The sequence below is a fragment of the Pseudomonas sp. MF6751 genome (assembly GCF_016613265.1).
In the GTDB taxonomy this organism is placed as follows: domain Bacteria; phylum Pseudomonadota; class Gammaproteobacteria; order Pseudomonadales; family Pseudomonadaceae; genus Aquipseudomonas; species Aquipseudomonas fluorescens_BV.
The window spans coordinates 94116-111776 of record NZ_JAENSV010000011.1; the positions used below are offsets into that span (position 1 = coordinate 94116).

General features: G+C 59.6%; 13 protein-coding genes. 7 read left to right on the forward strand and 6 right to left on the reverse strand.

The genetic code is table 11. From position 1 onward, the window contains the following. Positions 1-309 precede the first annotated feature (309 nt). From JJD66_RS12155 to JJD66_RS12180, 6 genes are all read left to right on the forward strand, one after another. Positions 310-1413, forward strand: a complete 1104-nt coding sequence (locus tag JJD66_RS12155; RefSeq protein ID WP_198716255.1) for an efflux RND transporter periplasmic adaptor subunit — start codon at positions 310-312, stop codon at positions 1411-1413. Between the two features lie 2 nt (positions 1414-1415). Beyond that, positions 1416-4490, forward strand: a complete 3075-nt coding sequence (locus tag JJD66_RS12160) for an efflux RND transporter permease subunit (RefSeq protein ID WP_200648245.1) — start codon at positions 1416-1418, stop codon at positions 4488-4490. Between the two features lie 128 nt (positions 4491-4618). Continuing rightward, positions 4619-9250 (forward strand): RHS repeat-associated core domain-containing protein, encoded by a 4632-nt coding sequence (locus JJD66_RS12165; RefSeq protein WP_200648246.1) that lies wholly within the window; start codon positions 4619-4621, stop codon positions 9248-9250. Next, positions 9247-9558: a contact-dependent growth inhibition system immunity protein gene (locus JJD66_RS12170; protein WP_105226597.1), complete on the forward strand. Its 312-nt coding sequence runs from the start codon at positions 9247-9249 to the stop codon at positions 9556-9558. Before JJD66_RS12165 ends, JJD66_RS12170 begins: the two co-directional genes overlap by 4 nt. 49 nt (positions 9559-9607) lie before the next feature. Next, entirely contained in the window at positions 9608-9892 is a 285-nt protein-coding gene (locus JJD66_RS12175) for a hypothetical protein (RefSeq protein WP_200648247.1), read from the forward strand. Further along, positions 9886-10302: a hypothetical protein gene (locus JJD66_RS12180; RefSeq protein ID WP_105226595.1), complete on the forward strand. Its 417-nt coding sequence runs from the start codon at positions 9886-9888 to the stop codon at positions 10300-10302. Before JJD66_RS12175 ends, JJD66_RS12180 begins: the two co-directional genes overlap by 7 nt. 511 nt (positions 10303-10813) lie before the next feature. Here JJD66_RS12180 and JJD66_RS12185 read toward each other — a convergent pair. The 5 genes from JJD66_RS12185 to JJD66_RS12205 all read right to left on the reverse strand — a co-directional run bounded on the left by JJD66_RS12185 (position 10814) and on the right by JJD66_RS12205 (position 15011). Further along, entirely contained in the window at positions 10814-12043 is a 1230-nt protein-coding gene (locus JJD66_RS12185; protein WP_034127729.1) for a M20/M25/M40 family metallo-hydrolase, read from the reverse strand. Between the two features lie 48 nt (positions 12044-12091). Then, a complete protein-coding gene (locus JJD66_RS12190; RefSeq protein ID WP_200648248.1) occupies positions 12092-13150 on the reverse strand; it encodes a diguanylate cyclase in 1059 nt (352 codons plus the stop codon). A gap of 79 nt (positions 13151-13229) precedes the next feature. Continuing rightward, the gene (locus JJD66_RS12195; protein WP_034127731.1) at positions 13230-13862 is read right to left on the reverse strand and encodes a LysE family translocator; all 633 of its coding nucleotides are present in this window, start codon (positions 13860-13862) and stop codon (positions 13230-13232) included. Between the two features lie 69 nt (positions 13863-13931). After that, on the reverse strand, positions 13932-14801 hold the full coding sequence (locus tag JJD66_RS12200; RefSeq protein ID WP_034127732.1) for a sugar phosphate isomerase/epimerase family protein: 870 nt from the start codon (positions 14799-14801) through the stop codon (positions 13932-13934). Between the two features lie 27 nt (positions 14802-14828). Then, entirely contained in the window at positions 14829-15011 is a 183-nt protein-coding gene (locus JJD66_RS12205; RefSeq protein ID WP_014718115.1) for a rubredoxin, read from the reverse strand. Between the two features lie 158 nt (positions 15012-15169). On the opposite strand from JJD66_RS12205, the gene JJD66_RS12210 reads away from it, so the two are divergent. Then, positions 15170-16600 (forward strand): aminotransferase-like domain-containing protein, encoded by a 1431-nt coding sequence (locus JJD66_RS12210; RefSeq protein WP_198714564.1) that lies wholly within the window; start codon positions 15170-15172, stop codon positions 16598-16600. 51 nt (positions 16601-16651) lie between these two features. Here the strand turns inward: JJD66_RS12210 and JJD66_RS12215 are convergent, their stop codons facing one another. Next, positions 16652-17641: a GlxA family transcriptional regulator gene (locus JJD66_RS12215; RefSeq protein WP_200648249.1), complete on the reverse strand. Its 990-nt coding sequence runs from the start codon at positions 17639-17641 to the stop codon at positions 16652-16654. Positions 17642-17661: the final 20 nt, after the last annotated feature.

Consider the following 17661-nt stretch of genomic DNA (forward strand, 5'->3'; position numbering starts at 1 on the left):
GTACCTCCAAAGTGAGCACAGCTTAATTCGCCTCACCTCTGAGCACTAGACGGCAAAATTGGCCCTGATCGTTCTACATATAGAACGCTGCTTTAACCTGTGGGAGCGGGCTTGCTCGCGAAAGCGATGGGTCAGTCAGCACCAATATTGCTGACCCGGCCTCTTCGCGAGCAAGCCCGCTCTCACACGGGGACCTGCGCCTGAATGACCGGGATTATCCGAGGGCTGGATTAATTTATATTTCAACCATAATATAAGCAGAAAATTACGACCGTAATTTTTTGAACTATGGTCACCCTGGAGTTCGCCATGCCCCCTCTCCCCCTGCGTCTTCTCACGCCCCTGGCTCTGTTGATGTTCCTCAATGGCTGCAACAGCAAGGCCGATACCGCCCAGGTGCCAGTGCCGCGCCCGGTACTCGCCGCCAAGGTCGAAGCCGCCGGCACCCAGCAAAGTGCTTACACCGGCGTGGTGGCCGCACGCACTGAAAGCAACCTGGGCTTTCGGGTCAGCGGCAAGGTGATCGAGCGCAAGGTCGACCCCGGCCAGCACGTCTCCCGTGGTGACACCCTGTTGGTGCTGGACATCGGCGACTTCGAACTGGCGCTGCGCTCGGCCAAGAACCGCGTCAACGCCGCCCAGGCCCAACTGCGCCAGCGTCGTGACGATGAAAACCGTTACCAGCGCCTGGCCAGCACCGGCGCAGTGTCGCGTCAGATCTTCGACCAGTCGGCCACCAACCTGCGCGTCGCCCAGGCCGAACTGGCCGCGGCGCAATCGGATGCCAGCCAGATCGAAAACCGTCGCACTTATTCGGTACTCAAGGCCGATGGCGACGGCATCATCACCGACGTGCTGGCCGATCGCGGCCAAGTGGTGGCCGAAGGGCAAATCGTGGCGCGCCTGGCCCATGACGGCGCCCGCGAAGCCATCGTCAACCTGCCGGAGAACCGGCGTGACCTGGCCGCGCAAAAAGCCCTGGCGTTGCCCTTTGGCGCAGCGGACCAGGCCGTGACCGCCACCCTGCGCGAACTGTCCGCCAGCGCCGACCCGGTCACCCGCACCTACCGCGCACGTTACGTGCTGCAGGGTTCGGTCGAGCGTTTCGCCCTCGGCTCCACCATCACCGTGCGCCTGCAAGGCAACGGCCAGCCCCTGCAAACCCGCGTGCCGATTGGCGCCTTGCAGGATGCGGGGCAAGGCACGGGCGTCTGGCTGATTGGCGATGATCAAAAGATCAGCTTCGCCCCGGTGAAGGTCGCCAGCCTCGGCCAGGAAGACGCCTTGCTCGACAGCGGCGTAACACCCGGCCAAACCATCGTCGCCCTCGGCGCTCACCTGCTGCACAGCGGCGATACGGTGCGCTTGCTGCCCGCCCAGGCGCTGGCCCTCAACCGTCAGCAGGATCAATGAGTATGCGCGGGATCAACCTCTCCGAACTGGCCGTCAAGCACCGCGCCGTCACCTTGTTCTTGCTGATTGCGATCCTCGTCGCCGGGGTCTTCGCGTTCGGTAAGCTGGGGCGCGCCGAAGACCCTTCGTTTACCGTCAAGGTCATGACCATCACCGCCGCCTGGCCCGGCGCCACCGCCCAGGAGATGCAGGAGCAAGTAGCCGACCGCCTGGAAAAGCGCCTGCAGGAACTGGACTACTACGACCGCGTCGAGACCATCGCCCAGCCAGGCTTCGTGTCGATGCGCATGACCTTCCTGGAGTCCACACGCCCGAGCGAGATTCAGGAGCTGTTCTACCAGACCCGCAAAAAACTCAGCGACGAAGCCACGCGCATGCCCAAGGGCGTGATCGGGCCTTTTTTCAACGATGAATATTCCGACGTGTACTTTGCCTTGTACGCCCTGGAAGCCGAACACCTGCCCCATCGCCAACAAGTGCAAATGGCCGAGGAGCTGCGCCAGGGTTTGCTCAACCTGCCAGGGGTGAAGAAGGTCAATATCCTTGGCGAGCAGGCCCAGCGCGTGTTTGTAGAGTTTTCCTATGAGCGCCTGGCAACCCTGGGCATCAAGCCCGAACAGATCTTCGCCGCCCTCGCCGCACAAAATGCCGTGGCGCCCTCAGGCTTCGTCGAAACGGCAGGCGCCCGCGCTTATATCCGCATCGACGGCGCGTTCGACAGCCTCGCGCTGATCGAAAACGTGCCCCTGCAAGTCAATGGCCGCGTATTGCGCATCGCCGATGTGGCCACCGTGAGCCGGGGTTATGAAGACCCGCCCAGTTATCGCATCCGCCATCAGGGCGACCCGGCGTTGATGCTGGGCGTGATCATGGAGAAGCACTGGAACGGCCTGGAACTGGACAAGAGCCTGCAGGCCCAGGAAGCCAGAATCCAGGCCGACCTGCCCCTGGGCGTGAACTTCGCCAAAGTCTCCGACCAGGCGAAAAACATCAGCCTGGCGGTCAACGAGTTCATGCTCAAATTCTTCGTGGCCCTGGCGGTGGTGATGCTGATCAGCCTATTGGCCCTGGGCTTTCGCGTGGGGCTGGTGGTGGCGGCGGCCGTGCCGCTTACGCTGTCGATCGTGTTCGTGATCATGCTGGTCACCGGCCGTGAATTCGATCGCGTGACCCTCGGCGCATTGATCATCTCCCTGGGCCTGTTGGTGGACGACGCGATCATTGCCATCGAAATGATGGTGGTCAAACTCGAAGAAGGCTTTGACCGCATCCACGCGGCCACCTACGCCTGGAGCTCAACAGCGGCGCCGATGCTGACCGGCACCCTGGTCACCATCATCGGTTTTCTGCCGGTTGGGTTTGCGCGTTCCGGGGCGGGTGAATACGCCGGCAATATCTTCTGGATCGTGGGTTTCGCCCTGATTTCATCCTGGCTGGTGGCCGTGGTGTTCACGCCTTACCTGGGCGTGAAGTTGTTGCCGCACATCAAGCCAGTGCCCGGCGGGCATGATGCGATTTATGCCGGGCGCTACTACCAGAAACTGCGCAGCCTGGTGGAGGCCTGCGTGCGCGGGCGCTGGCTGGTGACCGGGCTGGTGGTGGCCGCGTTCGTGGTGTGCGGCCTGGGTATGGCGGTGGTGAAGAAACAATTCTTCCCGGATTCCGACCGCTCGGAACTGATTCTGGAAGTGTATATGCCACCCGGCAGTGCGTTCAAAAGCACCGAAGCCGTGGCGGCGCAGGTGGAGAAGGCGCTGTTGCAAGAGCCGCAGACCAGCATGGTCGACACCTATGTGGGCGGCGGTGCACCGCGGTTTTTCCTGTCGTTGAACCCTGAAATGCCCGACCCGGCATTTGCCAAGCTGATTGTGCAAACCCCGGATTCCCACGCCCGCGACGCGCTGAAACTGCGGATGCGCGAGCGCATTGCGGCGGGCGAATTTCCGTCGGCGCGGGTACGGGTCACGCAGCTCGTCTTCGGCCCGCCGGTGCCGTTCCCGGTGGTGTTTCGCGTCTCCGGGCCGGATCTGAATGTGCTGCGCGGGCTGTCTGAAGAGGTGCGCCAGGTCGTGGCCGGCAACACGCTGACCAGAGACACCTTCCTAGAATGGGGCGAGCGTGCAAGCGGTTATCGCCTGGTGCTGGACCAGGATCGCTTGCGCTTGCTGGGTTTTACCCCCGACGAGGTCAAGTCCCAACTCAACGCCCTGCTCAGCGGCAACCCGATCACCGAAGTTCGCGAAGGCAACCGCACCGTCTCAGTGGTGGCCCGCGCCCAAGGCAGCCAACGCGAAGACCTGGCCAACCTCAACAACATGACGCTGACCAACAGCGCCGGTACGTCGGTACCGCTGGCCCAGGTCGGGCATTTTCAGGCGGTGATGGAAGAACCGATCCTCAAGCGCCGTGACCGCGCCACCACCGTGGAGGTACGCGCCGACATCATCGACGGCGTACAACCGCCCGATGTGGAAATGGCTGTGTACAAAGACCTGCAACCGCTGATCGCCAAGCTGCCCAGCGGTTACAAAATCGACATCGGCGGCCCGGTTGAGGAAAGCGCCAAGGCCAACGTGGCCCTGGCGGCGCTGTTTCCGATCATGATCCTGCTGACCCTCACGGTGATCATGTTCCAGGTGCGCTCGTTCGGCGTGATGTTCATGGTGTTCGCTACCGCGCCTTTGGGCCTGATTGGTGCAGTGCCGACTTTGTTGCTGTTCAACCAGCCGTTCGGCTTCAACGCGATCCTGGGCCTGATTGGCATCGGCGGCATTCTGATGCGCAATACGCTGATCTTCACCGACCAGATCCGCCAGAACCAGGACCACGGCATGGCGATTCGCGAGGCCATTATCGAAGCCACCGTGCGGCGTGCCCGCCCGGTGATCCTGACCGCACTGGCGGCGGCGCTGGCGTTTATTCCGTTGACGCTCTCGGTGTTCTGGTCGTCGCTGGCTTATGTGCTGATTGGCGGTGTGCTGGTGGGCACGGTGTTGACGCTGTTGTTCCTGCCGGCGCTGTGCAGCCTGGTACTGCGCGACAAGGTTGCTGAAACGTCCCACGTAACAGCCGGATAAGCTCTACTCCCCTCCGCTTTCCACCGCTGCAAAGTCCCTCGCCTGATCAAACAGTGCGAGGGATTGCAGATGGTTTTTCCTGTTAGTGCCTTGGTTACCTGGCCGCCCCCCTTGGGGAGCCGCCGCGTATGACCCAAGCAGCCCACATTACCTTTATCGAACACGAGCTGGATGGTTTCCATCAGAGCCTGGTGGAGTACCGCCAGCAGATGGGCGCCTGGTATTCGCGTGCGCTGGATACGGTCAGTCATGCGGCGGACATGCCTTCGTTGCTGGGTATGGATCGGGTGTTGCGGGTTGGGGATGCACAGCAGTCGGTCGGTCTTGGCGATGCGGACTTTTCCACCGTGGCCCGCTGTCCGGCAGGGGGTGTGCTGAAGATCCAGAGCAGGTTCGAGTCAGCGTACGACGTGGCGATCGGCAATATTCCGGTTGAAGTGATCGGGCTGGATGACGGCAGCTCCAGGGTCATCCTGCTCGACGAGCACGGCGACGGTTTCCACGAATGCGCCGCCGGCGGGCGCTATCAGGTAAGGGTTCAGGGCGGTGTTTCAGCGCAGCAAGTCGATGCCTTGTTTGCTTCCTATGCCGGGCTGACTGCGGATCTGGAGCAATGGCTGCGCGAGCAGTGGCAAGGCTTCAAGCCGCATTGGCAGCAATCCCCCGCCAGCGCAATAGGCAACGGCGTGCTCGCCGGCAGTTGGGCAGCGATCCGTGACGTGTGGGACAGCATCAAGCAGGTGCAGGCGATTCTTGAAGACCCGCTCAAGTTCGTCGAGCAACTGGGTAGCGAGGCGGCGAAGTTGGCGCAAATCGCCACCGATGCGCCCAAGGTCATGGAACAGGCGATGTTGCTGGCCAGTGATGAGGCGGCACTGTACCTGTTACTGCGCACCGCCATGATCTGGCTGGAGGCGTTACCGCCTAGTGAAGTTGCGCAAGCGGCCGCCGGTTTTATGGTATCGCTGCTGATTGACCTGGTGATTGGCGTGGTGTTGACCATCGCGCTGCCGGCAGCGGGCGTAGCGTATTTGAGTATGCGCCTGGTCAAGTACGGCGCAGGGATTCTTCAGTCAGCCGTGGGTTTCGTGACCGGTGTGCTGACGATCCTCACAACGTTCATGCGGGCGGTGGACCGCTACAAAGCGGTGGCGGTTCGCGGGTTGGTGGGAGGGCTGAAGCAAGGCACGGTGCAGATGCGCTGGCGAGCGCGGCAGAACGTAGTGCTGACGCAGAAAGAGCGTGTGGATGATGTGCCGGCGGTGGCTTCAAATCCTAAAGGCGATGCGGCGGCGCCAGCGGACAAGACCGTTACCAACGGCTGCCCGGTGTCGATGGTCACCGGCGAGGAATTGCTGACCCTCACCGATGGCGCGCTGGATGGGATTTTGCCGTTTGCGTGGACGCGGCTGTATCGCACCACTGCGGTGGATGTGGATTGTGGGTTGGGGTTTGGCTGGAGTCATGGGCTGGCTCATCGGCTGGTGGTGTCGGGCGATTCGGTGGTGTGGACTGACCATGAGAACCGCTCGACTACCCTGCCCTTGCCCACCGATTCTCGGCCCGCGATCACCAATAGCCTGGCGGAAGCGGCGATCTACTTGGGTTCGGCGCCTGATGAACTGGTGCTGGCCCAGGCGTCGCGTTTCTACCACTTTCGCGACGGTGTGCTGACAACCATCAGCGATGCGTATGACAACCGGCTGCGCCTTTGCCGTGATCGTTCCGGGCGGATTGAGCGGCTGGATAACGGTGCTGGTCGTTCGCTACTACTGCGCTATGAGCTGGACCGCATCGTCGCGGTGGACTACCAGGTTCATCGCGCCAAAGGGCGTGAGCCCTACGTTTGGGAAACCGAGCAGAACATCGTTTCCTACGCCTATGACGAAGCTGGACGACTGGTGTGTGCGACCAATGCCGTCGGTGAAAGCGAGCGTTATCGGTACGACGATCAGCACGTCATTCTTGAACGCCAACTGGCCGGTGGCGCGAGTTTCTTTTGGGAATGGGAACACGCGGGCAAGGCGGCGCGCTGCGTTCGGCATTGGGCGAGTTTTTCGCAGATGGACACGCGCTATGCCTGGGGGGATGACGGGCGTGTCACCGTGCATAACGCCGATGGTAGCCAGGAAGTCTATGTCCATGACGACCGGGCGCGCTTGGTGCAGCGCATCGATCCGGACGGCGCTCAGCATTACAAATCTTACGATGACAAAGGTCGGCTGACCGTCGAGCAAGACCCGATGGGCGCGGTGACGGCCTATCAATATGACGACGCCGGACGCTTGGTGGCACTGTTTCCGGGGGATGATGAGCCAACGTCCTACGAGCATGACAACGGTTTTGTACGGGTTGTCAGGCGTGGGGAGGCGGTCTGGAAATACGAGCGTAATGAGCAAGGCGATGTTACGCGTAGGACCGATCCCGATGGTGAGGTTACTGACTACAGCTACAACAAGCACGGGCAACTGACCGGGATTTGGTATCCGGATCACAGTTGCCATCGACTGGTGTGGAATGAACGGGGGCAGTTGCTTGAGGAGCAATTGCCCAATGGCGGGATCAAGCGTTATCGCTATGACGATCTGGGACGGCAAGTTGCCTGTGAGGATGAGCATGGTGCGCTGACGCAGTATCACTGGGACTGCGTCGGCAGGTTGATTCGTCTTGTATTGCCAGGCGATGGTTGTAGGGAATTCAGCTACAACCCCTACGGCAAAATCATCGCCGAACGCGACGAACTCGGCCACGTCACCCGCTACGAATATGCCGACGGCCTGCACCTGATCAGTCGCCGCATCAACGCCGACGGCACCCAGGTCAAGTACCGCTACGACAACGCCCGGCTGCTGCTCACCGAGATCGAAAACGAAGCCGGCGAAACCTACCAACTCGACTACCACCCCAACGGCCTGATCCGCCAGGAAACCGGCTTCGACGGCCAGCGCACCGCCTACGTCTACGACCTCAACGGCAACCTGCTGGAGAAGACCGAATACGGCGACGATAACAGTCAGCTAATCACCCGCTACGAGCGCGACCACGCCGGTCGCCTCGTCCGAAAAACCCTGTCCGATGCCAGCGTTGTCGACTATGCCTACGACCGCCAAGGCAACCTCCTCAGCGTCGAAGACGGTCACTGGGCGCTGGCCTACGAATACGACCGCCAAAACCGCCTCACCGCCGAACACCAGGGCTGGGGCACCCTGCGCTACGGCTACGACGCCTGCGGGCAACTGAAAACCCTGTGCCTGCCGGACAATAACCGCGTCACCTTCACCCACGACAAAGGCGGCCACCTCGCTACCGTCGAACTCAACGGTGAAGTGCTTACCTCGCATCTATTCAAGAGCGGCCGAGAACACCAACGCCAGCAAGGCCAACTCCTCAACCACTACCACTACGACGACCAGAATCGTCTGCACGCCCACGCCGTTACGCAGCAGCAAAACTATTTCTACCAACGCCAATATGACTACGACAAAACCGGCAACCTCACCCGCCTGCTCGACACCCGCAAAGGCGAACACCTTTACCGCTACGACCCGCTAAACCGCCTGACCCGCGCCGATCACTCCCAGGACGTCCAGGAACGCTTCGCCCACAACCCGGCCGGCAACCTGCTGATGCAAGACCGCCCCGGCCCGGACATCGTCGCGGCGAATCGTCTGATGATCCAGGGCGACCGCCATTACGACTACGACGCCTTCGGCAACCTCATCCGCGAACGCCGCGGCAAGGGCCAGCAACTCGTCACTGAGTATCGCTACGACTGCCAGCATCGGTTAATCAGCCTCACAAAACCGAACGGCGAAACCGCCAGCTATCGCTATGACCCGTTTGGGCGGCGCATCAGCAAGACTGTGGACGGCAAGACCACAGAGTTTTTCTGGCAAGGCGACAAGCTGATTGCCGAACACCATGCAGAGCACCATCGCAGCTATCTCTACGAACCCGACAGCTTCCGCCCATTGGCCCTGTTGGAAGGTTTCGGCCCAAAAGAAACCACGCCCTACCACTACCAACTCGACCACCTCGGCACCCCGCAGGAACTGACCAGCCCCGAAGGCGAAATCGTCTGGTCCGCCCACTACCGCGCCTACGGCCAGATCGCCCGGCTCGACGTGGGCAAAGTCGACAACCCACTGCGGTTTCAAGGGCAGTATTTCGATCAGGAAAGCGGCCTGCACTACAACCGCCATCGCTACTACAATCCGGATATTGGTCGTTACTTGACGCCAGATCCAGTGAAGCTGGCGGGTGGGATCAATGGGTACCGGTATGTGGCCAATCCTACGGGGTGGGTAGATCCCTTAGGGCTGAGCTGTAAAGTTGGAATTTGTCCTGACTCAAAAGTCGGCGCTCCAGCAAAAAAAATACCCAGCAGCGTACTAGACGGGCATGAAAAAGCAGGCGGACATCTGATTAAGAAACACGTAGAGCGGACTGACTATCAATTGGTAGAACGGCTTGAGGCGGAGCCACATATACCTGCAGCGTCTACGTTCAAAACTTTAGAAGACGCAGAAGAACTTGTATCCAAAAGTTTGGCTTCGCATAGTCAGGAAATATCCAAATTCCTACAAGGAACAAAGGACAAGCATATTATCAGAGAACATTCGAGCCAACCCGTAGGCTTGAGCGTTATAAGAGGCACCACAGAATCCATACCTGTTTATAAGTTTATGCTAGTTTTAATTCGAAAACCAAAAATGCCCGACGGCTACCTTTTACTGACAGGATACCCAATAGAAAAATGAACAACCAACTAACTGAACTTCAGCAATTTTTTGGAGCTTACTTCCATCAAGACTGGGTAGATGAGCACGCCACAGCTGACGAGGTCATTGATGCTTTTCTACTGGACTCCTCTACGGATGTAATCATCACCGTAAAAGAAGAAATTCTAGAATTGATCAAACACTATACAAACGAATCAAATCTTTTGGAGAACCTGCTACACAAACAGTATTGCTATTATTACTATCCGCACGAGTGGGCATCAGGGCCGCTTTGGCTGAGCCACATCGTAAGAAAAATTGAGAACTACTTAGTCCTCAAAAAATAATCGATCGTCCCCCTAAAAAAATCAATACCGCCACTATAGGAAAAATCTTATGCAGTTAAGTACGCAGTTTAAAAGTCATCGAGCGCAGTTCGCTGTACTAAATGAGGTAACCACCAGAGCAGAACGCAATCTACCGCCTTTTACCGGGGAAGATTACTACGGCAATCCAGTTGTCCGAATCGAAATGCAGGGTTGCGGAAGAGGATACATACCAAACCCTACTGATCGGGACAATCCAATACTTGATGAAAATATGGATGCAGCGATCGCAAAATTTGATCGCGAAACCAAAGAACTTTATACCGTATTCCCTGTGAGTAATGACCAATGCTGAAACACCCTTTTCTAGATGTCCCGTACGCACCGAAACTTCGACACCTACTCGGCCCGTTCGATATTTATGATCGCGAAGAGACTTTAGGCGAAGAGTTTTCACGTTACGACATCAACCTTGACACAGACAGAAGGCGACTGATCAAAAAACACATAATTGAGAAATCTTCAGATCTAAGCTATCGACATCGCAAGGTTTTATGCGACAAATTGGAGGCTGCACTTAGCGACGAAACCTTTGATTTTTCGCACTTATTGAGACAGGCTCCCGGCTATTATTGCACCCTGCCGTGGGGATGGAGTGAAATGGACAATCCAAAAGGTTTTTTCGAAGAAATTTATAGATTAACTAATGAATGGTGGAAAGAAGACCTCCAAAAAGCCAGCCTCGAAGACCCTGCCACATGGTGACTTCCACATTGAATACATCGAGCACTCAATGTGGGAAGGGGCAAGCCCTAATGCCAGTCAGTTAAAGCGTCATCGTCACCTGTAGGAGCGAGCTTGCTCGCGAAAAACGTCAACCATAACGTGTGCTGCCTGAATAAACGCGGCGCCTGTGAATTTTTCGCGAGCAAGCTCGCTCCTACAGATGTTTTAACAGACTGGCATCAGGGTTTTCCAACATTTAGCTTCGCTTCGAAATCCAGCGACCTGATCAGCGCGGGTCAGCCAATGCATGTACAAACGACACCATCACAATCACCCCCGAATGCCGATCAGTCAAACTAACACAACGCTCAAATCAACAAAGATCAAATGTGGGAGCTGGCTTGCCTGCGAAAGCGGTAGTGCAGTAACACATGCAGCGACTGGCACACCGCCTTCGCGGGCAAGCCCGCTCCAACAGGGGATCTGCGTTTGCCGGACGGGCCCTCCTCCCCCATTCAAACCCGATTCGTTCTGCAATCCAGTGTTCTGATCAGCGCTTGGAAAGCTCCATGATCATCCGACTCAACAAATAAACCCGCGGCACCACACTCTCCACCTCGGCATATTCCTCCGCCGTGTGAATATTGCCCCCCACTATCCCAAACCCATCCAGCGTCGGCGTGCCTACACCGGCGGACAAGCTGGCATCCGCCGCGCCGCCGCTGCCTTCGATGGTCAACTTGCGTCCCAGTTCGCCATAAATCCCTTGGGCTATCGCTACCAACTTATCCGACTCTGCGGTCTGCGGCATCGGTGGCAGGCCGCGCTGCAGGCTGGTTTTAACTTCGGTTTCCGGGATCAATTTGTTGGCTGAAACCCGGGCCAGGTCTTTCTCGATCCGGTCGAATTCTTCCGGCAAGGCCGCACGCACGTCGGCCTTGGCGGTGGCTTGGTCAGGGATGACGTTGGTGCGGTCACCGGCCTTGAGCACGGTGAAGTTGATGGTGGTTTTCTTGTCTTCATCGCCGAGTTTGCCCAGTTGCAGGATCTGGTGCGCGGCTTCCATGGCGGCGTTGCGTCCCAGTTCCGGCGCAACGCCGGCGTGGGCGGCCTTGCCTTTGACTTCGACCACCGCGGTGGCGCTGCCTTTGCGCCACACCACCAGGCCGTCGGCGGGGCGGCCGGGTTCCAGGTTCAGGGTCACGTCGTGGCCCTTGGCAGTGTTGCGGATCAGTTCGGAGGCGGCGTCGGAGCCGGTTTCTTCGCTGGCGTCGAGCAGGAAGGTGATCTGCGCGTAATCCTTGAAGCCCTGGCTTTTGAGGACCTTGAGCGCATAGATGCCCGCAACGATGCCGCCCTTGTCATCCATCACGCCGGGGCCGTAGGCGCGGCCGTCCTTGATGTGGAAGGGGCGCTCGGCAGCCGAGCCTTCCTTGAATACGGTGTCCATATGGGCCATCAGCAGGATCTTGGCCTTGCCGGTGCCTTTGAGGGTGGCGACCACATGGCTATTGTTGGCGGCTTTATCCGGCACCAATTCGATGGTGAAACCCAACTGTTTCAACTCATCCACGGCGATATCGCGCACTTGGGTCAGGCCCGGCTCGTAGCCTGAGCCCGAGTCGATATTCACCAGGCGCTCCAGCAGCTTCAAGGCTTCGGCCTTGTATTGTTCGGCCTGTTGCTGGATCTGTTTATGAGGCTCGGCGCTGTAGGCCGGCAGGCTGAAAGACAAGGCCAGGGTAGCGGCCAACAGGGTACGCGGGAACGTGAAGAGCATGGACCGATCCTTGTTTTTTGTTGGAGGGTGCCCCGCCACCCTACCCCACTAAACTGACCGCAACCAACTGCCCTGTACCGAACTGACCCGGTTGCGCCCGCTGCTCTTGGCCTCGTACAGCGCCTGGTCGGCGTCGTTGAGCCAACTGATGGAGTCGGCGTGGCTCGGCTGGTACGGCGCCAGGCCGATGCTCAGGCTCACTCGCAGTGTTGGGTCCTGAGCGTAGGCCAAGGCGTTGAAGCGACCGCGCAAGGCCTCCATCACCTCGGTGGCACGGTTGAGGGGCATACCTGGCAGGATCACGCAGAACTCATCGCCGCCATAACGGCCGGCCAGGTCGGTGGTGCGCAGGTTTTGGCGCAGCACCTTGCTCAGTTGGCGCAGGACGATATCGCCAGTCACATGGCCGTAGGTGTCGTTGATGGTCTTGAAGTGGTCGATGTCGATCAACGCGATAGCCGCACCGGCCGGGCCACGACGGCAACGTTGAAACTCGATCTCCAGGTGGTCCTTCCAGGCGCCGTGGTTGAGCAGGCCCGACAGGCTGTCGGTGCGGCTCAAGGCCAGCAGTTCACGTTTGTGGCGGGCCAAGGTGACGGCTTGGCGGTAGCAGATCCAGCCCAGGGCCAGGGGATACAGCATCAGGATCGGCAGGCAGGCATACAGCTGGGCCTGGGTGGTCACGGCGATAAACCCTGGTGTGAACAGCAGCAACGCGGTGCTCAACCCCAGCGCCTGCGCCACCCAACCCGCGAACAGGAAGCGCGGCCCGCCGATGGCGACGTTGTTCATGCTCATCATCGACAGGGTGGTGACGCTGGGCAGCGGGTTGAAGTGCATCGCGCCAACCCAGAACCCACCGCAAAAGGAATCGAACAGCAGGCTGCGGCGTTCGCTGCGCAAGGTATTGGCCGAGCGCAACGAACATTGAAAAGCCAGGTGCGGCCACGCAAAGGCATTGATCAGCATCCAGGCCCACACCCACAGGGACGGGTTCAACGGATACATGCCGAACGCCACGCACACAAAGCCGAGCGTCAGCCCCAGCAGGCGAGATTTGTACAAGCGCAAAGCGAGCGGAAGTCCTTTTCCTCCGACGGCTGGCATGGTGGGGGCGATCCTGGGTGAATGCCTGGAGTCTATCAGGGCGACGTCAAATCGCCACTACCGCTTATTGGCTAATACTTCAGTGCGAGAACCCACGCGCCAGCATCAAGGCGACGCCCAGCAGCAACACGGCCGTGATTCTCTGCAACAACACCCGCCGCTTGGGGTTTTCCAGCACGTGCTTGATGCGCTGGCCGAAATAGCAATACAGGCAGCCGCTGGCAAATTGCAGCAGCAGGAAGGTCAGGCCAAGGATGGCGATGTCCGCCGCCGAACTGTGTTCACCGGCGCCGGCAAACTGCGGGAACACGGCGCTGAACATGATGATGGTCTTGGGGTTGGAAAACCCGGTCAACAGCCCTTTGCCAAACAGGCTGCGCGCCCCCTCGACCTTGTCGGCGTTGTTGATCGACACGCCGCTGCTGGTCCACTGCTTGTAGGCCAGGTAAAGAATGTAGGCCACCCCGACAAACTGGATGGTCTGGGTAATGGCGAGGTTGCCCTTGATCAATTCCGAGAAGCCGACGGCAAAGATCAGGATTGAAATCAGGTACGACACACTGGCGCCGACCTGCGCCGGGATCGAACTGCGCAGGCCGTCCTTCAAGCCCAGGCTCAGCAACAGCAACGTCATGGGGCCCGGGCTGAAGGTCATGGTGGCGCAAAACAGCAGAAAGTAGAGAAACGACGACAGGGTTAACGCACTTGTCATGGCCAGCACCTTGAATAAAGAGAAGCAGCAGCAACAGGGCGAACGCGGCCAGCGCTCGCCCCAGGCCGATCAGGCGACAGCGATTTCGGTGGTCAGGGAGTCGCGGTACATCACTGCCAGGTCAGCCAGGGCAGCCTTGGCGGTCTGGTTGCGGGTTTCAAACGCGACCAGGCCCTTCCAGTTGGTCTCGACAATGGCCTGCAGCACATCGGCGTAATCGCAGTTGCCGTCATGGATGCCGAAGTGCTGGTCTTGCACGCCGTTGTTGTTGCTGAAGGAAATGCCCTTGATCAGGTGGTGGTATTTGCGCACCACTTCTGCCGGCAGGCCGTTCTCGATGTTGGCGTGGCCGGCATCGAGGAAGAAATACACATTGCTGTGGGCTTGCAGGCGCTCGAACACAAAGGCGTATTCGGCTTCATGGGTAAAGATGTAGTGGAACGGCCGATAGTTGACGTAGTTGGACAGGTTCTCCAGGTAGATATCCGTGCCCTTGGCCTCGGCATAGCGCGCCAGTTCCTGCACCGACTTGAGGTAATGCTCCAGGGCAACCTTCTTGGCCATCAGCACCATTTTCGGCTCGACGATGCAACCACCGTGAATGATCAACGGCGCGCCCAGGCGGCTGGCGATGTCGATTTCTTTTTTGACGTACTCCACAGCCGCACTACGGAAGGCTTCGACATCACTGCCCAACGGCGCTTTGAAGTTGCCATGGAAAACCGGCTTGACCCCCGTGGCCGCGATTTGCGCCTGCAGGCTCTCGATACGCGCCTCGGTCCAGTCATCGACCATTTCGCCGAACAGGCTGCCGTCGATGTACCAGTGGGTGCAGTCACCTTCGATGGCGGTTTGCAGGCCCTTTTCGGCGCCCAGGTACTTCTGGTGGGCCACACCGGTGCAGAACGGGACGGTGGCGTTGATCAGTTTGCTGTTCATGGGACGATTCCTTTCGTTGATGGAGTGTCAGGCGAATTGACGTTCAGGAAGATTGATGGCCATGAAATCGGCCTTGGTCACGCCGCAATCCGGGCATGTCCAGTCTTCAGGCACCTCTTCCCAAGGGGTGCCTGCGGGAATTCCGTCCTCCGGAATACCCAGTTCTTCTACGTACATAAAACCGCAGGGTGCGCACATATAAGTCTTCATGGAAATGCAAAATCCATTGCTCAGGTGTAGGAAATATCGCCATCTCCTGGCGAGATGCCGCGCAGTCTAGGGGAGTGGCATTGCGCAAGGCAGGTAAAGTGGTGCCTAATCCGGCCTAACTTCACCGGTAAAAGCACCGGCAAACACAAGGACGCGTCATGCTTGTATCCGCCATCGCTTTCGTAGAAGGCACGCCAAAGGTCCAGCAGATCGTCGAGGCGTTCAGCCAGGCCATCGAAAATGGCGAATGGGCACCGGGCAGCAAACTGCCATCCGTGCGTGAACTGACCCAGATCCTCGGCGTCAGCAAGTTCACCCTCAATGAGGCACTGGACCGCCTGCGCGGCCGCCACCTGCTCACCTCGAGCCAGGGCCGCGGCTACTTCGTGGCGATGGACAGCACCCGCCCTGCCTCGGTGACCTGGGTGGACCTATTGCCCCAAGACCTGCTCAGCGTATTGCGCCGGCCCTTGGCCACCGCCAGTGGCGAACTGCGCCCCGGTGGCGGGCACTTGCCGGAGGACTGGCTCAATGGCGAAGCGATCCGCCAGGCCATGCGCAGCGTAGTGCGTGCGCCATCACTGCGCATCGCCGGGCTGGGCACGCCGGCGGGGCTGTTGCCGCTGCGCCAGGCGCTGCAACAGAAACTGCACGGCGAAGGCTTGTCGGTGCCGGTGGAACAGATCATCACCACACCCAATACCGTGCAGGGCCTGGACATGCTCATGCGCCTGCTCGCACGCCCCGGCGACACGGTGCTGCTCGACGCGCCATGCTACTTCAACTTCCACGCCAACCTGGCGCTGCACGGCGTCAAAGTCATCACCATTGCACGCCGCCCCGACGGCTTTGACTTCAGCGCCCTCGAACAGCTGCTGGCCGAACACCGCCCCAGCCTGTATCTGACCACCAGCGTGTTGCACAATCCCACCGGCCACTCCTTCAGCCCCAGCCAAGCGTTTCGCCTGTTGCAACTGACCCAGCAGTACCACTGCCACATCGTCGAGGACGACCTCTACGGCGACTTGCACCCCAACCCTCCCCCACGCCTGGCCGCCGTCGCCGGGCTGGACCAGGTCACCTACCTGTCGGGGTTCTCGAAGATCCTGAGTGCCAACACCCGCGTCAGCTATGTGGTGGCCGCTCCGCAACTGGCCGCCAACCTGACCAACATGAAATTGATGAGCGGCGGCGTCACCTCGGAACTGTTCGAACAGATCGTCTACCGCATGCTCAGCGAAGGCAGTTACGCCAAGCACCGCAAACGCATGGTGCAGCGCCTGATGGAAGCCGGTGGGCGCGTCGAACAATGGCTCAAGCGCTGCGGGTGCGAACTGCCCATGGCGTATGAAGGCGGGATGTTCATCTGGGCACGCCTGCCGCCTGGCGTGAACGGCGAACTCCTGGCCCAGGAAGCCCTGAAACGCAGCATGGTACTGGCACCTGGCGCGCTCTTCGGCTACGACCCGGCCCACCGCGACTCAATGCGCTTCAATGTGGCCCACAGCGACGAACCACGGGTACAGCGGGTGTTTGAGGCGCTATTGCTGCACGGTGTTGCACAGAGCAATCCCCGCGCAAAAAAGTGATACACGTCCACGGCGCAGCGCGCCTGCTTACCTGAGCGGCATCAAGGCAAATCAGGACCTCGGTGCATCAGGTACACAGGCGTCGCCCTGGGCGATCAGGAACTTCTTGCGATACGCCGCCGGCAGCATCCCCACCCGTTGCTGGAACAGACGCCGAAACGAGTTGCTGTCCTCATAGCCCACCGCATACGTGATGCTGGCGAGGGTCATGCGTGTTGACTCCAGCATCTGCTTGGCTCGTTCCAGGCGCAGGGTTTGCAGGTAGCCAATCGGCGTACAACCAGTGGCATCCTTGAAACGCCGCTTGAAATTACGCACGCCAAAACCAAAGCGCCGGGCCACCTCATCGATCACCATTGACTGGGCAAAGTGCTGCTCCAACCAATGCTGCACACGCAGGATCTGCGCATCACCGTGGCTTTTGGGCAGCGACCACATCGCGTAGGCCGACTGCTCGGTGCGGCCGGCATCGATCAGCAGGTACTTGCCGCAGGTATGAGCCAGCTCCGGCGAGCCGAAACGGCGGATCAGGTGCAGCATCAAGTCCATCGCCGCCGTAGCGCCCCCGCACGTGATCAGGCGATTGTCTTCGCAAAGGATCTGCCCCTCATCCAGGCTGACCTGGGCATACCGACGCCGGAAGAACCCGGCAAATGCCCAGTGAGTCGTCGCACGCAAGCCGTGCAATAGCCCGGTCTCGGCCAGCATGAAGGCCGCCGTGCACATCGACGCCAACACGGCGCCCTGCCCATGCTGCTCACGCAACCAGGGGCCGTAGGCGGCAAACGTCGGCATAGCTTCCTTGAGGGTAAAGAGAAACCCGGGAATCAGCACCAGGTCCGTGTGCGCGATCTGCGCCAGTGAACCCTGCACCTGCAGGCGCTGCCCGCCCCATGCTGTCACCGGCTGGCCGTCCATAGACGCGAGCATCACCTCAAACGGCGGGCTGTCAGCGAAGAGATTGGCCGCACTGAGCATTTCCATGGCCAGGGTGGCACTAGCAGCGGAGCATTGATCCGCCAGGAGCAAGGTGACATGCATGTAATAACTCCGGCTTGCAC

What these genes read in the sequence shown, in the direction of transcription:
- JJD66_RS12180 (WP_105226595.1), top strand. Translation starts at nt 9,886, where the DNA reads ATGCTGAAACACCCTTTTCTAGATGTCCCGTACGCACCGAAACTTCGA.
- JJD66_RS12200 (WP_034127732.1), bottom strand. Translation starts at nt 14,801, where the DNA reads ATGAACAGCAAACTGATCAACGCCACCGTCCCGTTCTGCACCGGTGTG.
- JJD66_RS12185 (WP_034127729.1), bottom strand. Translation starts at nt 12,043, where the DNA reads ATGCTCTTCACGTTCCCGCGTACCCTGTTGGCCGCTACCCTGGCCTTG.
- JJD66_RS12160 (WP_200648245.1), top strand. Translation starts at nt 1,416, where the DNA reads ATGCGCGGGATCAACCTCTCCGAACTGGCCGTCAAGCACCGCGCCGTC.
- JJD66_RS12190 (WP_200648248.1), bottom strand. Translation starts at nt 13,150, where the DNA reads ATGCCAGCCGTCGGAGGAAAAGGACTTCCGCTCGCTTTGCGCTTGTAC.
- JJD66_RS12170 (WP_105226597.1), top strand. Translation starts at nt 9,247, where the DNA reads ATGAACAACCAACTAACTGAACTTCAGCAATTTTTTGGAGCTTACTTC.
- JJD66_RS12205 (WP_014718115.1), bottom strand. Translation starts at nt 15,011, where the DNA reads ATGAAGACTTATATGTGCGCACCCTGCGGTTTTATGTACGTAGAAGAA.
- JJD66_RS12165 (WP_200648246.1), top strand. Translation starts at nt 4,619, where the DNA reads ATGACCCAAGCAGCCCACATTACCTTTATCGAACACGAGCTGGATGGT.
- JJD66_RS12155 (WP_198716255.1), top strand. Translation starts at nt 310, where the DNA reads ATGCCCCCTCTCCCCCTGCGTCTTCTCACGCCCCTGGCTCTGTTGATG.
- JJD66_RS12195 (WP_034127731.1), bottom strand. Translation starts at nt 13,862, where the DNA reads ATGACAAGTGCGTTAACCCTGTCGTCGTTTCTCTACTTTCTGCTGTTT.
- JJD66_RS12210 (WP_198714564.1), top strand. Translation starts at nt 15,170, where the DNA reads ATGCTTGTATCCGCCATCGCTTTCGTAGAAGGCACGCCAAAGGTCCAG.
- JJD66_RS12175 (WP_200648247.1), top strand. Translation starts at nt 9,608, where the DNA reads ATGCAGTTAAGTACGCAGTTTAAAAGTCATCGAGCGCAGTTCGCTGTA.
- JJD66_RS12215 (WP_200648249.1), bottom strand. Translation starts at nt 17,641, where the DNA reads ATGCATGTCACCTTGCTCCTGGCGGATCAATGCTCCGCTGCTAGTGCC.